Origin of the sequence: Mycetohabitans rhizoxinica HKI 454, assembly GCF_000198775.1 — a bacterium.
Classification (GTDB): domain Bacteria; phylum Pseudomonadota; class Gammaproteobacteria; order Burkholderiales; family Burkholderiaceae; genus Mycetohabitans; species Mycetohabitans rhizoxinica.
In genome coordinates, this window is sequence record NC_014722.1 from 1,668,083 (window position 1) to 1,684,652 (window position 16,570).

General features: G+C 57.2%; 7 protein-coding genes and 1 pseudogene. All 8 read right to left on the reverse strand.

Annotated elements, in window-relative coordinates; translation table 11 throughout:
- Window positions 1-292: 292 nt before the first annotated feature.
- Entirely contained in the window at window positions 293-559 is a 267-nt protein-coding gene (locus RBRH_RS07395) for a hypothetical protein (RefSeq protein ID WP_013435498.1), read from the reverse strand.
- The gene (locus RBRH_RS07400) at window positions 556-7,419 is read right to left on the reverse strand and encodes a hemagglutinin repeat-containing protein (protein WP_162145553.1); all 6,864 of its coding nucleotides are present in this window, start codon (window positions 7,417-7,419) and stop codon (window positions 556-558) included. The genes RBRH_RS07395 and RBRH_RS07400 overlap by 4 nt, the downstream gene beginning before the upstream one ends.
- Before the next feature lie 44 nt (window positions 7,420-7,463).
- Entirely contained in the window at window positions 7,464-10,115 is a 2,652-nt protein-coding gene (locus RBRH_RS16225) for a two-partner secretion domain-containing protein (RefSeq protein ID WP_049786385.1), read from the reverse strand.
- Window positions 10,116-10,156: 41 nt separating this feature from the next.
- A complete protein-coding gene (locus tag RBRH_RS07405; RefSeq protein ID WP_041753604.1) occupies window positions 10,157-11,812 on the reverse strand; it encodes a ShlB/FhaC/HecB family hemolysin secretion/activation protein in 1,656 nt (551 codons plus the stop codon).
- A 654-nt stretch (window positions 11,813-12,466) separates the two neighbouring features.
- Window positions 12,467-13,096 (reverse strand): LysE family translocator, encoded by a 630-nt coding sequence (locus tag RBRH_RS07410; RefSeq protein WP_013435502.1) that lies wholly within the window; start codon window positions 13,094-13,096, stop codon window positions 12,467-12,469.
- Between the two features lie 320 nt (window positions 13,097-13,416).
- Window positions 13,417-13,661: pseudogene (locus RBRH_RS07415) on the reverse strand (IS5/IS1182 family transposase); the annotation flags it as partial.
- A gap of 881 nt (window positions 13,662-14,542) precedes the next feature.
- Window positions 14,543-15,505 (reverse strand): lipase family protein, encoded by a 963-nt coding sequence (locus RBRH_RS17240; RefSeq protein ID WP_013435507.1) that lies wholly within the window; start codon window positions 15,503-15,505, stop codon window positions 14,543-14,545.
- A gap of 109 nt (window positions 15,506-15,614) precedes the next feature.
- Window positions 15,615-16,544, reverse strand: a complete 930-nt coding sequence (locus RBRH_RS16230; protein WP_049786387.1) for a Pvc16 family protein — start codon at window positions 16,542-16,544, stop codon at window positions 15,615-15,617.
- Window positions 16,545-16,570: the final 26 nt, after the last annotated feature.

A 16,570-nucleotide genomic window follows, 5' to 3' on the forward strand; every position in this document is an offset into this window, starting at 1 on the left:
TTGTTATTCCAAGAACCGCCTTTCCAATCCATGAATAATTACCACACCTTTAGAATCAACTTCGAATAACAATATACTTTGCATCGCACCATCAGACAAAGACAATTTTGTTAAGTAATTTAAAATATGATTATTGAAGTGCGGCACAGTTACATCAAATATAGAATTATAACGATTTATCCCATTATATACTACCATCTTCAAGATAACTTGAAATTGCAATCCTCCAATAGCAAGGAAAAAATTTTTTCTACCGTATGCAGCGTCACCCCATATCAAATTTTTAGGACTCTCACTTGAACCACGGACCGAATTTCTCCGGATCGTCGCTCAACATCCCTGCCTTGCGCAGCGGTTTCGGTAAATATTTTGCAAACAGGATAAACTGGATCAAAAATACCGGAAACCCAACACCAAAGACGGAAACGCCATCACTCCAGCCAAGCAACTTCCTACATACCCCGATCACCACGACCGTATTGCAGCCAGCAGTAGAAAATGAAGTCAGACCAACCATAATCCAGATTTGAAGCATGGCATATAATCTGCACCAATTCATTTTTTGTCTCCAACTGTCTGCCGCACATCGTTAACCACTGCCGCCCCTTTCGTACCCACACCAAGCAGTAACATGCCCTGCGTCGTACCATATGGCCAAGGCTGTTTAGTAAGCGGAAGTAGATTCACATTATCGATACGTGGAACCGTCACGCCAAACATGGAAACAGGGCGATTCAATCCATCGGCCACTCCCACATTGAGCGGAACCGGAGTCCTCAACGCAGCGACCGAGAATGCGAAATTAAATCCGTCATAAGCAACGTTGCCCCATCCTGGCGGCAACATCTGGTTGAAACCCCAGCGCAACGGATTATCACCAGGTGCATTCACACCGTTATAGCGGTTATACAGACCACTTCCGCCCTCTACCGCTTCGCTCAACCCAAAGCCCGCCATCCAGCCGCCGACCGTGCAGCCAAGTCCTGTCGTGCAAAGTCCGACACCTGTCTTCGCCGTCACGCCTCCAATAACGACCTTCGCCGCATCCTTCGCCACGCCCCCTGGATCGCTCTTCACCGCATCGCCAATCTTCTGGCCTGGGGTGTACTTGAACAGCCCCGCCTCTTTCCGTTGATTTACCCAATCGATTTCTGGTTGAAGTTGTGAAGCCTCAAGCTGGCTCACATAGTGCTTCTTGTACTCCTCGCTTCCCGGCTTATACTCCGCCCAGCACTTCACCGCATAGCACGCTGCCTTTGTTAGCCGCTCTTGCTCAGCCTTATTGCTGCCCGCTCTTTCCGCGATCGCCCTCTTTTCATTGTCGTTAATCTGCCGATTAAACCGCCCCTCCGTCACCGCAGCCGTCGTCACAGCCGGTGTGTCTTGACCCGCCATCCCCGCCACCGCTGCCACCAACGAACTCACCAGGTTTGTTTGCGCTTCTTTCTGCCGCTGCGTCAACCCCTGCGTCGGCCCGAGTAGCGTGCCCAGCATCGAACTGGCCGCCGCCCCCATCGCCCCCGCGCCGCAATCCTGGCGGCTAGCCGCCGCGCCCGCGCACCCCACCAGCGCATGCAGCGCCGCGCGCGCTTCCTCGCTTTGCAAGCCATCCGCCACGCGTTTCACTTCGCTGGCCGCCAAACCCTGCACGTAATTGACGGTCGCCGACAGCGCGAACTGCCCCGCGCCTGCCGTCACATTGCCCCCCGCTGCTGCGCCCAGCGCCGACAGCGCCCGTCGATAAGTGCCGCCCGGGCCCCATTGCGCCTTTAGCTGCGCCGCCTGCTGTTGCGCTTGCGCCCTGGCCTGTGGACTCAGATTCGGGTCCTGCGCCGCTTGTTGCGCTTCATCCAGTTGCGCTTGACGATGACCCACGAACGTGCCGATTTGATGCGTCAGCTGATTCGCCATCTCGAACCCCGCCTGAATCTTCTGCTTGTCAAAGATCGGCTTGAGCGCGTTATCGCCATCTTGCCCGCTCCACACTTGCTGGTTCAGCCCGGCCAGGCTTTGCGCAACGTCTTGCCCCGTCAAAGCTTGCTGTTGCGCCTCGTCCGTAATGTGAATCGTACCGGCGCTGATCCCGCTCAGCGTCGTGCTGCTGGCCTTGCCCGAGGCGGCCATCACGCTGGGCGGCGCAACGCTGAATCCGCCCGGGGTCGACGGCAGCTTGCTACCCGGGACTTGCTCGGCGCCCGTCGCCGCCTGTCCAGACTGGGTCGTGCCCACCCCTTCCAGGTCTTCGCCGCCACCCCTGCCGCCCAAACTGTAACCTCCGCTCAGCCCCACGCTACTGGCCTTGTAATCGGCGTAGTTGACGATATCCTCGGTACTTAACGTGCGCGTCGTCAAGCTATTCGCTCCGTCACGCACCGCCTGCTGCGTGCTGGCGATCGCCGCACCCTTCAAGCTCGTGTGACCCTTGACGTTAATCTGGAAACCACCGTCGCCCGCTTGGATGCCACTGCGCTCGGTCACGCTCGCCCAGTCGCTTGCAATCTTTTGCTGGCTGAAGCTAACGCTACCCGACACACCCAAACCCGCCGTCACGCTGCCGCCGAGCGACATATCCCGGCTGCGCTCGCTACTGCGCTCTTGCAGGCTTTCGATGCTCAGATCCCCGCCTACCTCGCCGATCACTTGCCGGCCATTGAGCACCGCTCCCTTAAGCGTAGTGTCGCCGCCCGACTCCAGCACCAGTCGGTTACCCGCGCTCACGTGAGTGGATGTCCAGTTCACGTCAGTGCCTTCGCCCCGGCCGCGTGCACCACTGACGCTCGCCGTCACACCGGCTGCCTTACCTTGGGAGCTTAGGTTCACCGCCACGCCCGCGCCACCGCTGATGCTGCTGTGGGTCAGGTGCGACTCGCGGGCGTTTTGCGCGGCCAACAAATTGATTTTGCCATCGGCCTTCAGTTGGATATCACCGCCACCTTGGATGTCGCTGCCTTGTACGGTCAACGTGGAATCTTGGCCCGAACCGATGGCTTGAACCCTCACGTCGCCGCCAGCGGCAATGCTCGATCCCGATGCGGTGGCGCTGTTGTAGGTGGCCTGACTCCCCGTCTGCGCGCTGCCCACGGTGACTGAAATGTTGACCCCGCCACCCGATTTCGGATCCTGGGCGATGGCGTCGACGGTGTTCTTGGCGGCCAAGCCAGTCGTCACGCCCAGCAACGCTTGCATACGGGGATCGGATGTCTGTCCTGCCGACCGCTCCACCTGCTGCGCGGTCTGGACCGCTGCTATCACTGGCGCCGTCACCGCCACTGTCAAACCCGATTGCTTGAACTGAGTTTGCTGCGTACCCTGACTCTGCTCACGGGCTTCCGTAATAATGACTTTGCCCGCTTGAATATCCACATCGCCCCTCGGCGTGAGGATATGACTGCCTTCTTGCCGATAAAGCTGTTTGGCAGCCAAGGTCACGTTACCATTGGTCGAGCCCACGGTGGAAGCCGTTGCACGAGTGCCGGCCTCTTGCTGGTCAGCGCTGTGCGCCTGACTGCCAATTGTCACCGACATCGCGCCATTATGTAGTAAACCACTCTTCTTGGTCTCCTTGAAGTGGCTTTCGCTGTGGGTCTGCGTCGCAGCCTGGATAGTCAGGTCGTTTTGCGCCTCAATGAATGTGCCCTTATCTGACACGACGTTGCTGCCGGTCAAGGTCACGTTGCGACCTTGCACCGCCACCGTGTGGCCGCTGAAGATGCTGGCCTGCGCGGTAGTGTCCGCCAGGCTGTCGCGAGTGGTGGTTTGACTGGAGCCGAACAGATTACGACTTTTATACTGCCGGCCTTCGCTCCAGTAGCGGCTCGTTTGCCCGCTCACGATGTTGATATCCCCATCGGCCAGCGCCACCAACGCGTCTTGATCGCTGTTGACGCGGGCTGCACGGGCATTCAGATCGCCACCCGCCTGCATGCGTACGTTACCCCGCGCATGCACGGTGGCCCCGATCTCTTGCTCAGCGCCTTGCTTCAGGTAGTTGTTGGCGTCGATGACGTTGCTTTCTTGCTCCGCGACTTTGACCGTGCCGAGATTCAGATCACGGCCGGCAACTAGGGCAGTCTGACCGTTCTGCCCGTTGTTGGCGATCTGCGCGGCAATTAGATTGACGTCGCGCCCAGCGCCGGCCACCAGGGGGCCGCCAAGGGGGTAGTTAACGCTCAGACCGGCTATACGGTCCAAATGAGTACGGCTAAAGTCGCTCTGGCCAGCTTGCTTGGCATCGCTGCGGGTTGTGGTGATCACATTCAGGTCGCGGCCAGCCTGAACGAATAAGGCTTGGTCAGCATCAATGCTGCCGCCGATTACGTCAATGTCGCCAAGCGCTTGGGCAGATACTGTCTTGCCGGTGATCCGGCCACCCACGTTACGCAAATTTTCGGCATTCAGTTGCACGGCAGTGTGTCCAGCAAGGGTGCCTGTGTTGACGAGATCCTCCTTGAGTCGCATGTCGATCGCTTCCGCGGCGAGCAGTGTACCGTTACCGTCAAGGTCGCCCGGCTTGACGCGTGCGTAGACTTGCGGCACTAGCGCGCGAGTGACAGTGCCATCGGGTAGGTACACGTCCTGCTCAACCAGCCAGACAATATCGCGGGTCAACTGTGCCATCTGCTGCGCGCTCAGCGCTACGCCAGGACGCAGGCTCCATGCTTTCGCATAAGCGCTGCCGGCCTCGAGCAACGCTTGGTATTGCGCCTCATCGCTGGCGTAGCCTTTCAAAAAGCGCCGACCTGTCAATTGCGCAACTTGCTCACGCACCAGCATTTGTTCGTAAAATCCGTCCCCCAGGCGCTTGTGTGTGGCGGTTGGATTCTGCTTTGCTTGCGACAGCAGGGTAGCGGCGCTTTGCCAGGTGCGATAGTCGCTAAAGCGCGGGTCGGTCTCAATCAGATAGCTGCCATTGTTGGGCTGAACACGAAATAAGCTGTTGGCCGGTACTTGAGCGCTCGGCTGGACAGTGCGGATAACCATAGGGGCATCGCCGCGCATATCAAGCACGCCTTGCTCATTTTGGCCGCTCGTGGGTTCCTGGCCGTTTGCGCTTTGTTCCTGGCCGCTTATCGCCGGATCCGGACCGCTTAGCGTCGGATCCTGGCTGTTTATCGCCGGATCCGGACCACTTATCGCGACATCGACCTGGCCCAGCTCGAGAGCGCCCGCACTAGGCGCGGCCGACACTTCGATAATCGCACTTGCTCTCGGAGCGTCATCTGCCTGGCTAAGCTGTTGCTGTGCGATCGCATAGCCACGCGCGCCGCTGGCGGTATGCTGCTCGACCTTGGAGACGGGCAGCGTAATCGTGTGCACAGTGTCGGCTGGCGTGTAAGCCATCCGTGCCCCCCAGTGGCGCTGATGTCGGCGCCTGGTGCCACCACGCCACTCATTCCAAGTGTACTGGCTAGTGCCTGCTTCTCGGGTGATATGCTGGCCAAACACAGCCTCATTTTTCAGATTACCTAAATCGCCCTGTAACGTGCCACCGACGAAGATATGGCTTTTGTCGTTGGTGAAGTTTTCACCCTGCAGCACAAGATTACCGCCCGAGCGAATGAGCGCCGGCGCGCTTTGCGTGACCCGGGTCTCGTATTCGGTGCGCGTTATATCGTACTGGGTCCAATTGCTGATTTCGGCGCCGGTGCCATTGTGAAAATAACAGCCGGATTTGTGCCCTCCCGCCCAATGATAGTCGTTGATATCGTGTTTATTGGGATCACCGGCTGGCTGGAGCGCCATACTCTGGGTGGGCCCGCTAACCTGCACCAGTTCGGTGGCAAAGTGCGCGTTGCGATTGAGCAGGTGCTGGGTGTTGAAACTCAGGCCGCCCAGCGATTCGATCGTAGCGCTGTCGTTAAGTACGTGACCGGCACGACCCATGGCCTGGCGCTGCTCACTCAGCGTGCCGCCGATGTTTAGCGCTGTACTATTATGGCCAGCGCTAAAGATCAGCGCCTGCTCGCGGTTGTTGACGACTTTCGCACCAATATCTAGCCGTGCCCGCGCAGCAATGACCGCGGCTCGACCATCCTCTTGTCGATTGTCAACGGTGTTGGCCTGCAGCGCAAGGTGATCGCCATAAAGGCGGCCTGTGCCGATATTGTCCACCGCGTCGGCCTCGATGCGCGACTGCGCTCCGTCAATCAAGCCACGGTTAGACAGCTTGCCATCGGTGGCCACCCACACGCGGGTTCCATTGATCCGGCCACCAACGGTGTTGTCGATTTGCGCGCCCCGTACTTCAAGCTCGCCTGCTTGGAATACGCCACGGATGGTCAATTGCCCCTCCGTACGCACGACGGCATGGCCGTTGGCAATCACTTCGTGATCGTTGTCAAAGTCCTGCTGCAACTCCAGATTCAAATCACCGTTGGACAGCAAACGGCCCGCTCCGCTTAGCCTGCTCGCACCGATATCCAGCCGTGCCCGCGCGGCGATGACCGCAGCCTGGCCGTCCTCCTGTCGATTGTCAACGGTGTTGGCCTGCAACGTAAGCTGATCGCCGTAGAGACGGCCCGTGCCGACATTGTCCACCGCGTCGGCCTCGATGCGCGACTGCGCGCCGTCAATCAAGCCACGGTTAGACAGCTTGCCATCGGTGGCCGCCCACACGCGGTTCCCATTGATCCGGCCATCGACGGTGTTGTCGATCTGCGCGCCCCGTACTTCAAGCTCGTCTGCTTGGAAAGTACCGCGGTTAACCAGCCGGCCCGCCGTGCGAATGACGGCATGACCGTTGGCAGTCACTTCGTTCTCGTTGTCAAAGTCCTGCTGCAAATCTAAGTTCAAATTGCCCTTAGAGAGTAGATGGCCTGCTCCACTCAGACGATCAGCCTCGACACGAAAGTCGGTGCCAGACAATAGCGTGCCAGCCGAGTTATACACGCGGTCGGCAAAAACTTGAATGCTACCGGCCGAGGAGACGTTGCCTTGCGTGTTGTCCAGTACGCTATCAGTGTCCGCGCCGGTGATCTCCACGCTGCGATTGGCGGTGATGGTCCCGGCATAGTTGTCGATATGCTTGGCTGTCAACGCAACGGCGTCACCTCGCAAACCTAACGGCGTAGCCGGGTCCGTGCTACGGGTGTCACGGTTATCAATCCGTTTAGCGTTCAGCGATAACTCGCCACTCGCGGCTATCAGGCCGCCCTCGTTATCGGTGACATCAGCCACGCCCATCTGCAGCGCCTGTCCAGCCTGTATCACGCCACCCCTATTGCGCAGACTGTCAGCCTTGAGCCCGACTTCGGCGCTGCCGCCAAACTGGCCTTGAGTATTATTCAACGCACCAACGTGCGCGGTGAGTTGGCCTTGGCTATGCACCACGCCGGCGCGATTGTGCAGTTCGCCACTATTTAAGTCCAACTCGCCGCCGCTAAAGATGCCGCCCGTTTTGCCGGAATCGATGTTACACACCGTTTGACCGTGTGTTTGCACGCGCATCGCGCCGCACGATTGCACTAACCCGCCGGTGTTATCCCAGTGCGCCACTGCTCACGTCGAGGCGACCGGCGGTGGCTCATCAGTGTGCCGCCAGTGTTATTCAGTGCCGCCTGCCGAGTATCGAGTTTGACCTGGCTGCCCCGGATCGCGCCGTCGGTATTGTCCAAGTCTGTGCTGTCCAACGACAGCTCGCCGGCAGCCTGAAGCGTGCCGCCCGCGTTATGGATATGGCCTTGGCTGTCCACCTTCAGGTGGCTTTCGGTTGCACTCACCAAACCGTCTTCGCGATTATCCAGCGTGGTGGACGTGACGCGCAGTCCGTGGACACCGATCAACTTACCCCGGCGATTGTCCACTGTAGATGCGGTTACACTCAAAGCACCGTCGGCGGCGAGCGTACCTTGCGCACGGTTGTCGAGCGTGCCGCCCACGCTCACGTCCAAGTTGGATCGACCTTTGGTTCTGATCATGCCACCCTGGTTACGTAAATCGCGCGCCTTCACCGTCGCGTTGCCGGCAGCAACAAGCTGGCCATTGGTATTGTTGAGTTGATCCGCGATGTCAACCTGCGTGTCGTGTGTGCCAGCCGCGCTAATCCTACCCCGTTCGTTGATCAGTTGTTGCGTCTGCAACGTCATCGCGCCATTACCGTGAATGGCGCCGTGGGCGTTGTCCAACACGTCGCGTACCTTCAACTCGAGCATGCCGGCGCCGCTGCCATGCAGCATGCCTTCGGCGGTAATCAGCGTGTCTGTGTCAACATGAATCTGCTTGGCTTGGGTCAAGCCGCCGCGCAGGTCGGCCCTATTACTGATCAGAGTCAAAACGCCATCGCTCACCAGCGTGCCACCGACGCCTTCGAGCTGCGGCACCTCGATCTGCAAATGGCCACCGCAAGCTTGCTGCACGCGACCTTGCGCGTTCTTGAGCGTGTTGGCGCGGATATGCAGCGCCCCGTCGCTGACAATCTGCCCGCCTCGGCTATTATCAAGCGCATTTTTCGCCTCCAGACGGTTATCACCACCGGCTACCACCAGCTGACCCGCGCGGTTATCGAACGATTGGGCGTTCAGCGTTAGCGGCCCGGCTAGTTGCATCTGCCCCGTCTCGTTTTGTAGCGCACCAAGTTGGAGTTGATGGCTGCCTGTCACATACAGTGCGCCCAGACGGTTGACCAGATCGCCGCCCTTTACGTTTAAATCGCGCACGCCTAAATGGCCGCCCTCATTGTCCAGACCTGCGTGGGCCGTCAAATCGATGGCACCCTTGGCCATGACGCGGCCGCCGTCGTTATCCAGTATGTGGGTAACGTTGAGTGCACCCGCCACGAGCGGCACGGCGCCACTGTCACCCAAGACGTTCATGCCCGATAGGCCGTCATGCCCAGGCGTCGTGGCGGCATCGGCGTCCGCCCCAGCCTGTCCGATGCGGCCGTCCTCCCGGTTATGCACCTGCGCGGCGCGCACAACCAGGTCCTGCGCACCAGTTTGCTCCATGGCGCCGCCCCGGTTTGTCACGGAATCTGCGTTCACTTCCAAGCGCATGGCATTCAACGTGCCTCCCCGGTTGTCCAGATCTTTTGGGGTGTCGAGCACGAGTTCGCGTCCAGCGCTGATCGTACCGCTGTTCGCCACGCCACCGCCAACGTTCAAGCGCGTATCGGTACTGGCCTGCAGAGCGCCGCTGTTTTCCAAACGGCCGTCGGCGGTCACCACCAATTCGCCGGCTGATGCGCCGATTTGGCCAGCGTTGCGCATACCCACGCCGTGCTCAGTACCGAGCAGAACGATTTTCTGCGCGTACATGCCGCCGAGTTGGCCCACGTCCAGGGCGAAAGCCGGCACATTGCTGTCGGTGGCAATGGGATCCACCACGCTCTGGCTGGCACTGACTTGATTGGCGCCGGTGGTAACGCGCAACTGCTGGGCCCAGAGGCCAGCATTGAGCCGGACGGAGCGCGCGATAATGTCAGTGTAATCGGCGCGGCTCGCATCGAGCCCGCCACCAGTGATGGTAACGGCGCCTTGCTGCACGCGGTAGCCGTCGAGGTTGCCGCCATTCATGATCGGGGCGCCGGTGGTCAGCGTGACACGATTGGCATTGATGAAGCCACAGCCGTCACAACTAATCCCGGCCGGATTGGCAACCACGACGTGGGCACGCTCGCCGGCCACTTCCATGTAGCCGCGCAACTGACTTGGATGGCTGGCGTTGATCTCGTTGAGAATCACACGTGCGGTGCCATTGACTAGCCACGGATTGCCTTGCACCCACCCACCGAGCTGCGTCTGCGTGTGGGCGCTAGCGTTGTTGAGAATCACGCCTCGATGGCCGACGTCAAATTGCTTATAGGTATTGCGCGACACACCGCCCGCGTTGGGGGCTTGGATGTTAATCAGCGGCACGCCGTTGGCGGCGTTCAGTACGGTTGACTGCTGGTCGCGCGGCGCGCCAAGATCAGGCACGATCTGCGCTTGCGCGAGATCAATGACCAACCCGAGCGACAATAGAATCGAAAAATCCAGCACTCGCATCGTCGCCAGTAGGCTGCAAGCCGATCGTGCGGCCCGAACGCCGCGTGGCTTGCCTTGACTGGCGACATGCTCCGCCACGGCCATCTGTAAACCGCGGGCCCGATTGAAGACGACCTGATATGAATGTGAATTCATAACGGGCATCCGATAAAGATAGCAGCACCCAAAATCGGGGCCTAATACGACCAGCTGACGTTAAAGCCGGCATTGAAGCGACGGGTCTGAAAACCCGCCGGCTTGCTAAGCGGCGTACCGGCAAAAACATCCCAAAACAAGCCCTTGGCCCCGCCGCGCAGGCCAATCACGGCACCCGCTAAGTGCTGCCCAATCAAAAAGCTTGTGGACGGCCCGCCCACTTCTGCATAATCCGCACCCAGATAAAGCGTCTGACCGGTGTGGCCCAGCGACCAGCCTAGGTCATTGCGCACCAGCCAGCCTCGGTCGCCGATCAAGGCGCTTTCGCCATCAAAACCGCGCACGGTATAGCGCCCACCGATGGAAAAGCGTTCCGGCAACGCCAGCGGTGTGCGGCTCCATTGTCCGCGCCATGCCGTGGTGTAGCGCAGTTGCTGTGCAGCGATGGTAAATGGAATGGTCAGTTGGGCATCCGCGGTAATCAGCGATGGACGCGACGTCCCCTCACCCAAAAATTCCTCCGGCGCCGGCTGAGCCCCCAACATGCCCGTACCCTTGCGGTACGCCACGCCGCTCTCCAGCGTGGCGGAGCCGATGAATTCGCGGTGACTTAACCCGATTTCCCAGCCTGCCGTGTGGCGGCGCTGTACCCCGATCTCGGTGCCATTAACGAAGCTGCGCGCATGGCGTAACCACCCGCGCACATGGGCGTAGGTCTTGCGCACGGCATCGCGATAAAGCAGGCGCGAGAGGCGCACCTCAGTGAAATCGCCATCGCCACCGTAGCGGTAAGTTTGGTAAGCACCCGCGACCGACTGGTGATAATCATAGCCACTGGTCGTGAAGCCCAAGAGCCAGTAACGATACGGCACCTCATAGTGAACGGTATAGCCACGCGTGCCTTTGGGGCCGCTGTGCCCGCCGCCAAGGTCGTGGTTAAAGCTGGCGTAAAATAAATCATTAAGCGTCCACCAGTTGTCGTATGAAACAGTCACACTACCCTGGTATCGACCGGTGTACCGGCTGCCTGCATCGTCGATAGCGACGTTCAGGCGGACCGGATGCGCCTGTGTCCACGCAATCACCAGGTCGCTCTCGCCAGGCTGGGCGTCGGGCCCTTCGGCCGGCGTGATTTGGATGTCAGCGTCGGCCGTCGGCACACGCTTAAAGTTTTCTAGCCCCTGCTCGATGTCACGCAGGTTGAGCAAATCGCCTGAGGTAACTGGCACGGCGTTCCACCACGTCGCGCGCGGGCTGCTGTCGTCGGCGAAACGAATCGCTCGGATCCGCCCCGGAATAAGCGTAAGTGCAAGCGTGCCGGTCTTCAAATCCTGCGGGGGTGCTAGCACGCGCGTGGTCACGTAACCACGCGCGACGATCGCGTTTTGCATCCGCTTCATCGTCAGGTTGATGCCTGCCGTGCCCAGACAGCGTCCAATGGCCGGATCGTTCGGCGGATTGGCCGCTGCCAACGCCCACTGAAAATGCATGGCCATGTCACCGTCGAGTTTAATGCGCTCGATGCGGAAACAGGGTGACTCTTCCACAGGAAGACGCGCTTGCTCAGGCACGAACGGGCGTGCCAACCGCACGTCCGGCGTGGCCTCGCGCTGCTGCCGAAGTACGCGCTCGCGCTCCTGTTCTCGCAGCGGCTGCTGCTCGGTACCCTCAAGCGGTAGCGCTTGCGCCAACATCATGGGCGCCAGACCCACGCAAAACCCTACCCCTTTTCTGCTCCACTGGCGATGACAAACCGCCTGCTTCGCCTTTTTCCTTGTCGTAATAATCATTTTATGCCTAGCGCTGCGGCCTAAATAAAACACGCTGGGACCCATCCTAGCAGAACTCGCACACCACACACTCGAGCAGCCGCCGCACCCCTCCGTTATGACGGCGGACCGCGAGCGTGAAGGCATGAAGAAACGATCGGCCCGGCGCCACCATGTTGATCGGGTACATCCCGTTTCCAGCCGGGACACTTTAAGGATCCGGTGAAGGCACCCCAGACGCGAATTCCCATCGATCAGACCGCGGCGAGCGACCCATGACGTGCCATTCCTCACCGGTGAGGGGGTGACCCAGCCACGCTGCAAGCAGCAGGTCATCATTGGCAGCAAGCAGTGCACCGCACCGGGTTTGGTGCAGGCTCCAACGCTTAAGAGTGGTTCATCGGGCTTTGCCCGATCCCGAAGGATGAAGCAAACCTGTAACGCCGCCGGGTCCGCAGAGGCCAGTATGCGTAGGCAGCGGTGGTCGAAGTCGGCGCATTATCGGGTGCGATAAACCCGTTTGACAGTTGGACCCGCAGCCTCAGGCGGCGCTACGCATTGCGTTGCGCCAAATCAAACCTATTATTGCTGCATCGCCAGCTTCAGTCCAAGCAGGACGAAGATGATGCCAATAATCTTTTTCTCCCAGCGGCGCAGCCAGTGCAAACGTGACATGATGCGGCCAAGCGAGCGTATCGAAAAAATTACAGCCGTCAAGTACAACGTACCTATGGCGACAAAGATCAGCCCGAGCACGATGAACTGCCAAAACGTCGCACCGCGCTCCGGATGCGCAAACTGTGGCAGGAATGCAAGAAAAAACAATGCGACTTCTGGATTTAGCACCTCGACCAGCATCGCTTGAACAAAGGCTTTCTTAGGTGGAACCGCAGCCGGCCTCGGCGTGCGCGCATACCCAAGCGTCGATTTCTCGAGCAAGGCCTGCACCCCAAGATACAGTAGATACGCGACGCCGGCCAACTTAACGATATTGAATGCCAGCGCCGAGGTCATCAGCAACGCGGATAGGCCCACTGCTGCACAAAGCGTGTGGATAAGATCTCCGGCCGCCACACCGAGCCCAGTGAATACGCCGATTTTGCGACCGCCTTGTACTGTGCGCGTGAGCACCAGCAGCACGGCTGGCCCGGGAATCAACAACAGCCCGAGCACGACCACGACAAAGGTGCCCAAAGTCGAAAATTCCAGCATTAAAAGCTCCTATCGCCGTTCATTAATCACTTCAAGCCACGTCCATGCGTACTGCTATCAAGTCTGGCACATGGGCGATAATAGCCCATAGTCACTCTGGGGAGCCTTAACGTGATTGTTGCGCGTGTCTAGTATGCGATTTTCGCGCGGGCAACTCCTAGGCAGCCACAGCGTGTTTTGCAAGTCAGTGAATAATGCCTTGAAGCTCTCGCTTCCTTTGGCGACATGGACGTATTTCTAGCGCGAGAAGGCTAGCACGAAATGATACAGCCGGTGATCGAATGGCGCGCTGGCGATCGCCACGCGTAGCCAGCCATGTCGGTTAGGATTGCCGCGATCGGCGTTCCGTTGGCGTCGGTGGAGATTTGATGCTTGAAACCGGGTCGCGCTCGACCGGTAGGGTTCGGACCAGGTTCCGCCCGCCCCAATCGCGCAGCCTGCGCCAGCGACTCACCCCCGAGCCGCAACCCAATTGCGCTAGCAGGTCACGCCAGCGAATGTCGGTCTTGGGCACGAACACGGACGCCCCGTCAACGCCGTTCTCTTTTGTAGTTACAATGCCCGGAATACACTTTAGTTTTTCGCTGACCCCTACTCGGAGCTCATTAATTGATTGGTGCACATCAATATAATCTTTTGAATGAAATTAGAAATCTTTAATCACATTATTTTCCGATAGCACACAACAACAAAAAACTAGTATTAAAATTATGGCATAGTATAATTATAAACACCGCCACCCCACTATAAAATATATTAATCTATAATTATATTTATAGGCACCCAGTTTTTCAACCATAAAAATTAATGACTTGATTGGCTTGCGCAAACACATTCGGCGTCGTTTTAACATTTTCCTCTAGCTGGACTTTTTGCACCTTTCATGCAGAAACTAGCGGCAAATACCTACAAAGGGGCTCATAGAAAAATTCCGATTTTATGCATATTTAAAATTGAGCACTACACAACCCGTTTAAGCATAATATTTTTCCACCTATACCACCATTGCTTGCACCAAAGTATGGCAATTCCGTTAGGCTCCGCTCCAAGTCCAATAAGCCAAAACGCGTGATAACTTGCGCAAGCCGGCCACTGGCCGGCGGTGCGGTCGGCACAGTACTGCTCTCCTTCTCAAACCAGGCAAACACATCAGTTAGCTGGGCAAGGCGTGCGATAATAGTCTCGAGCGGCAGCACCAATGCATAAAGCCCAACTGATCGTCCGCGTGTTGCTCAAGCCCATACAGATAAGACTGCAGCAGAGCGTCCAGCCATTCAACGTGCGGCAGTAAGGCCATCATCGGCGAACTTTGTCAATCTGATAGTTCAGGTCATGCGTCGGTGCCAGCAGCCGCATTGGGGTGCGTTAAAACACGTATTGAAAGGTTTAGTCCATCATGTTTACAACATGCGTTGGATAACAAGCGTCGCTATCCATTGAGCAGCATCACAATCGTGTTGCTTGTGTTGCTATAGCCCTAATCAACCCTAAAACGGCTTTCGAATGTAGTTCCCTATGGTCTGCATCCACCACATGAAGCTGGGTATTGGCCAACGAGTTCTTTATCTTAGCGTTGTTTACACCCATTTTTTGGCGGTAATTTTTTTTAAACGGCGTAACAAAATCCAAGCCTCCTTTAGGGGCAATATTATCTTTTCCACCCGAAATATGGATATAATGCTTTACCGTCTCTCCGAGCTTTTCTTCCGAAGGCAAATGATCACTCCGTATAGGCGTGCCCAAAGTGACCAGTTGTTCAATATTACCTTGTGTTAGTTTAATCGCTTCAAAAGCGACATTACCACCATGGCTATGAGCGATCACATTCGTGATGATGCCAGCCCGTGTGTTTTCATCGATTTTTTTCGCAAGGGTTTGCCCCGCCTCAATACGAGCGAGTCGATGATTTTTGCCACTCCATTGCAAAGCGGTCACCTTCCCACCAAAGTTTCCTCGAACAATATCGGCATACTTTCCGTTCGGGCGGGTCCAGCCCACTTCAGCCGCTGTGGCGTTAAATGTGCCGTGAATCAAAATAGTTTCAATACCATTGTCGGGTCGCTCGGACGGTTCTATAAAATTAGGTGGACGATTGAGATAGTGCATTTTATGAAAAAAATTCAATAAGCCATAGGACATCTGCTTTCGAGTGGCTTCTGATATGGGTTCTTTTTTTTCTTTGGGTACACTTTTATCATGACCGATTTCGAGGTTGGTGATATAAATTTCTTTCGATCCATTGTAAAGGCGTTCCGAAATTGCTTTCACCCATTTAAATGGCCTATCTGGGTCTATATCAGGCCAGCTAACCGGTCTCACTGACGAATCCAGCTCATCTTGGCTGGAGGCAACCTGCGCTCGCCGAGCCTTTCTCTGTTGGTCGGACTGAAGTTCATAGGACTTTCGCATAGCTCACCTCATTGAAAAATATAACTTCATAATTTTCCAGTAGTCAGATGGCAATCATTTCAGCCGGACCATAGCAGGTTTTCCGGCGCAAAAAATAATTACCTGCTTATTAAACAGCATACTTGCTCGCTGTCACTTCAGTCAGCCCGTTGATGTTCACCGGCACCTGCACGCCGATCTTGCTCCACTCGTCTGCATTCTCGTTAATCACCCGGTTCACGACCCCGTACGTCTTCTTATCAAGCAGCCCACTCACATGAACCACCGGCGGATCATTGCGATTTGTGTACTCGCAGGTCACCGCCAGACGCGCCAGTTGCACACGCGCTGATTGCACTTGATTCACGTCTTCCAGTAATGTCAGTACCTTGTCCACTAGCGCGCGCTTGAACGGCAACGACTTGTCGTAGTCCTCCCACGATTTGGGCATCGCCTGGTCAAGCATCGGTTTCAATATTGGTGGCGTCTTCTCCGTCTGATCCCGCCCCAGCTCGATCGGAATGGTCACTTGGAAATTTAGACACAAGCGTGGCCGATCGCCCAACGATTGCCAGAAATTACCCAGGCTGGACAAATGTTCCGATGGCGCAATGACCCGCGAGAATAACGGCAAGTTCAGCTCCCTGAGACTCGTATCCAACTCAGCGTTAAGCAACGCGTTGAGCACCGCGTTCATCACCATCATCGGTTGGCTGTCCGGCCCCATCCCTTGTTTCTTCGGCTGTTCCCAGTACGTAACGAGGTAACAACAGCGCGCGTTCACTTGCCGGGGGTCAAATGTTCCCGTCTGCGCCCGATACGGGCGGGGTTGCGCATGCCGCAGCTCCAGATCCTCCTGAATATCGTAGAGGAACACACAGACTGTGGGATTATCCGGCAGGCAGGTTTTGTCCGGGATATCAAAACGAATATTGATTAAACCTGCGCTGATCTCATCCAGGTGTTTTTTCAGTGCAGCTTGAATCGTTCTATTCAGCGCAATGATTGCCTGGCCACGCTCTAAATCCTTGCATACTTGCTGCTTAAGCTCGTCATCCATCATCACGTCCGTTATTCAAAAGTGCG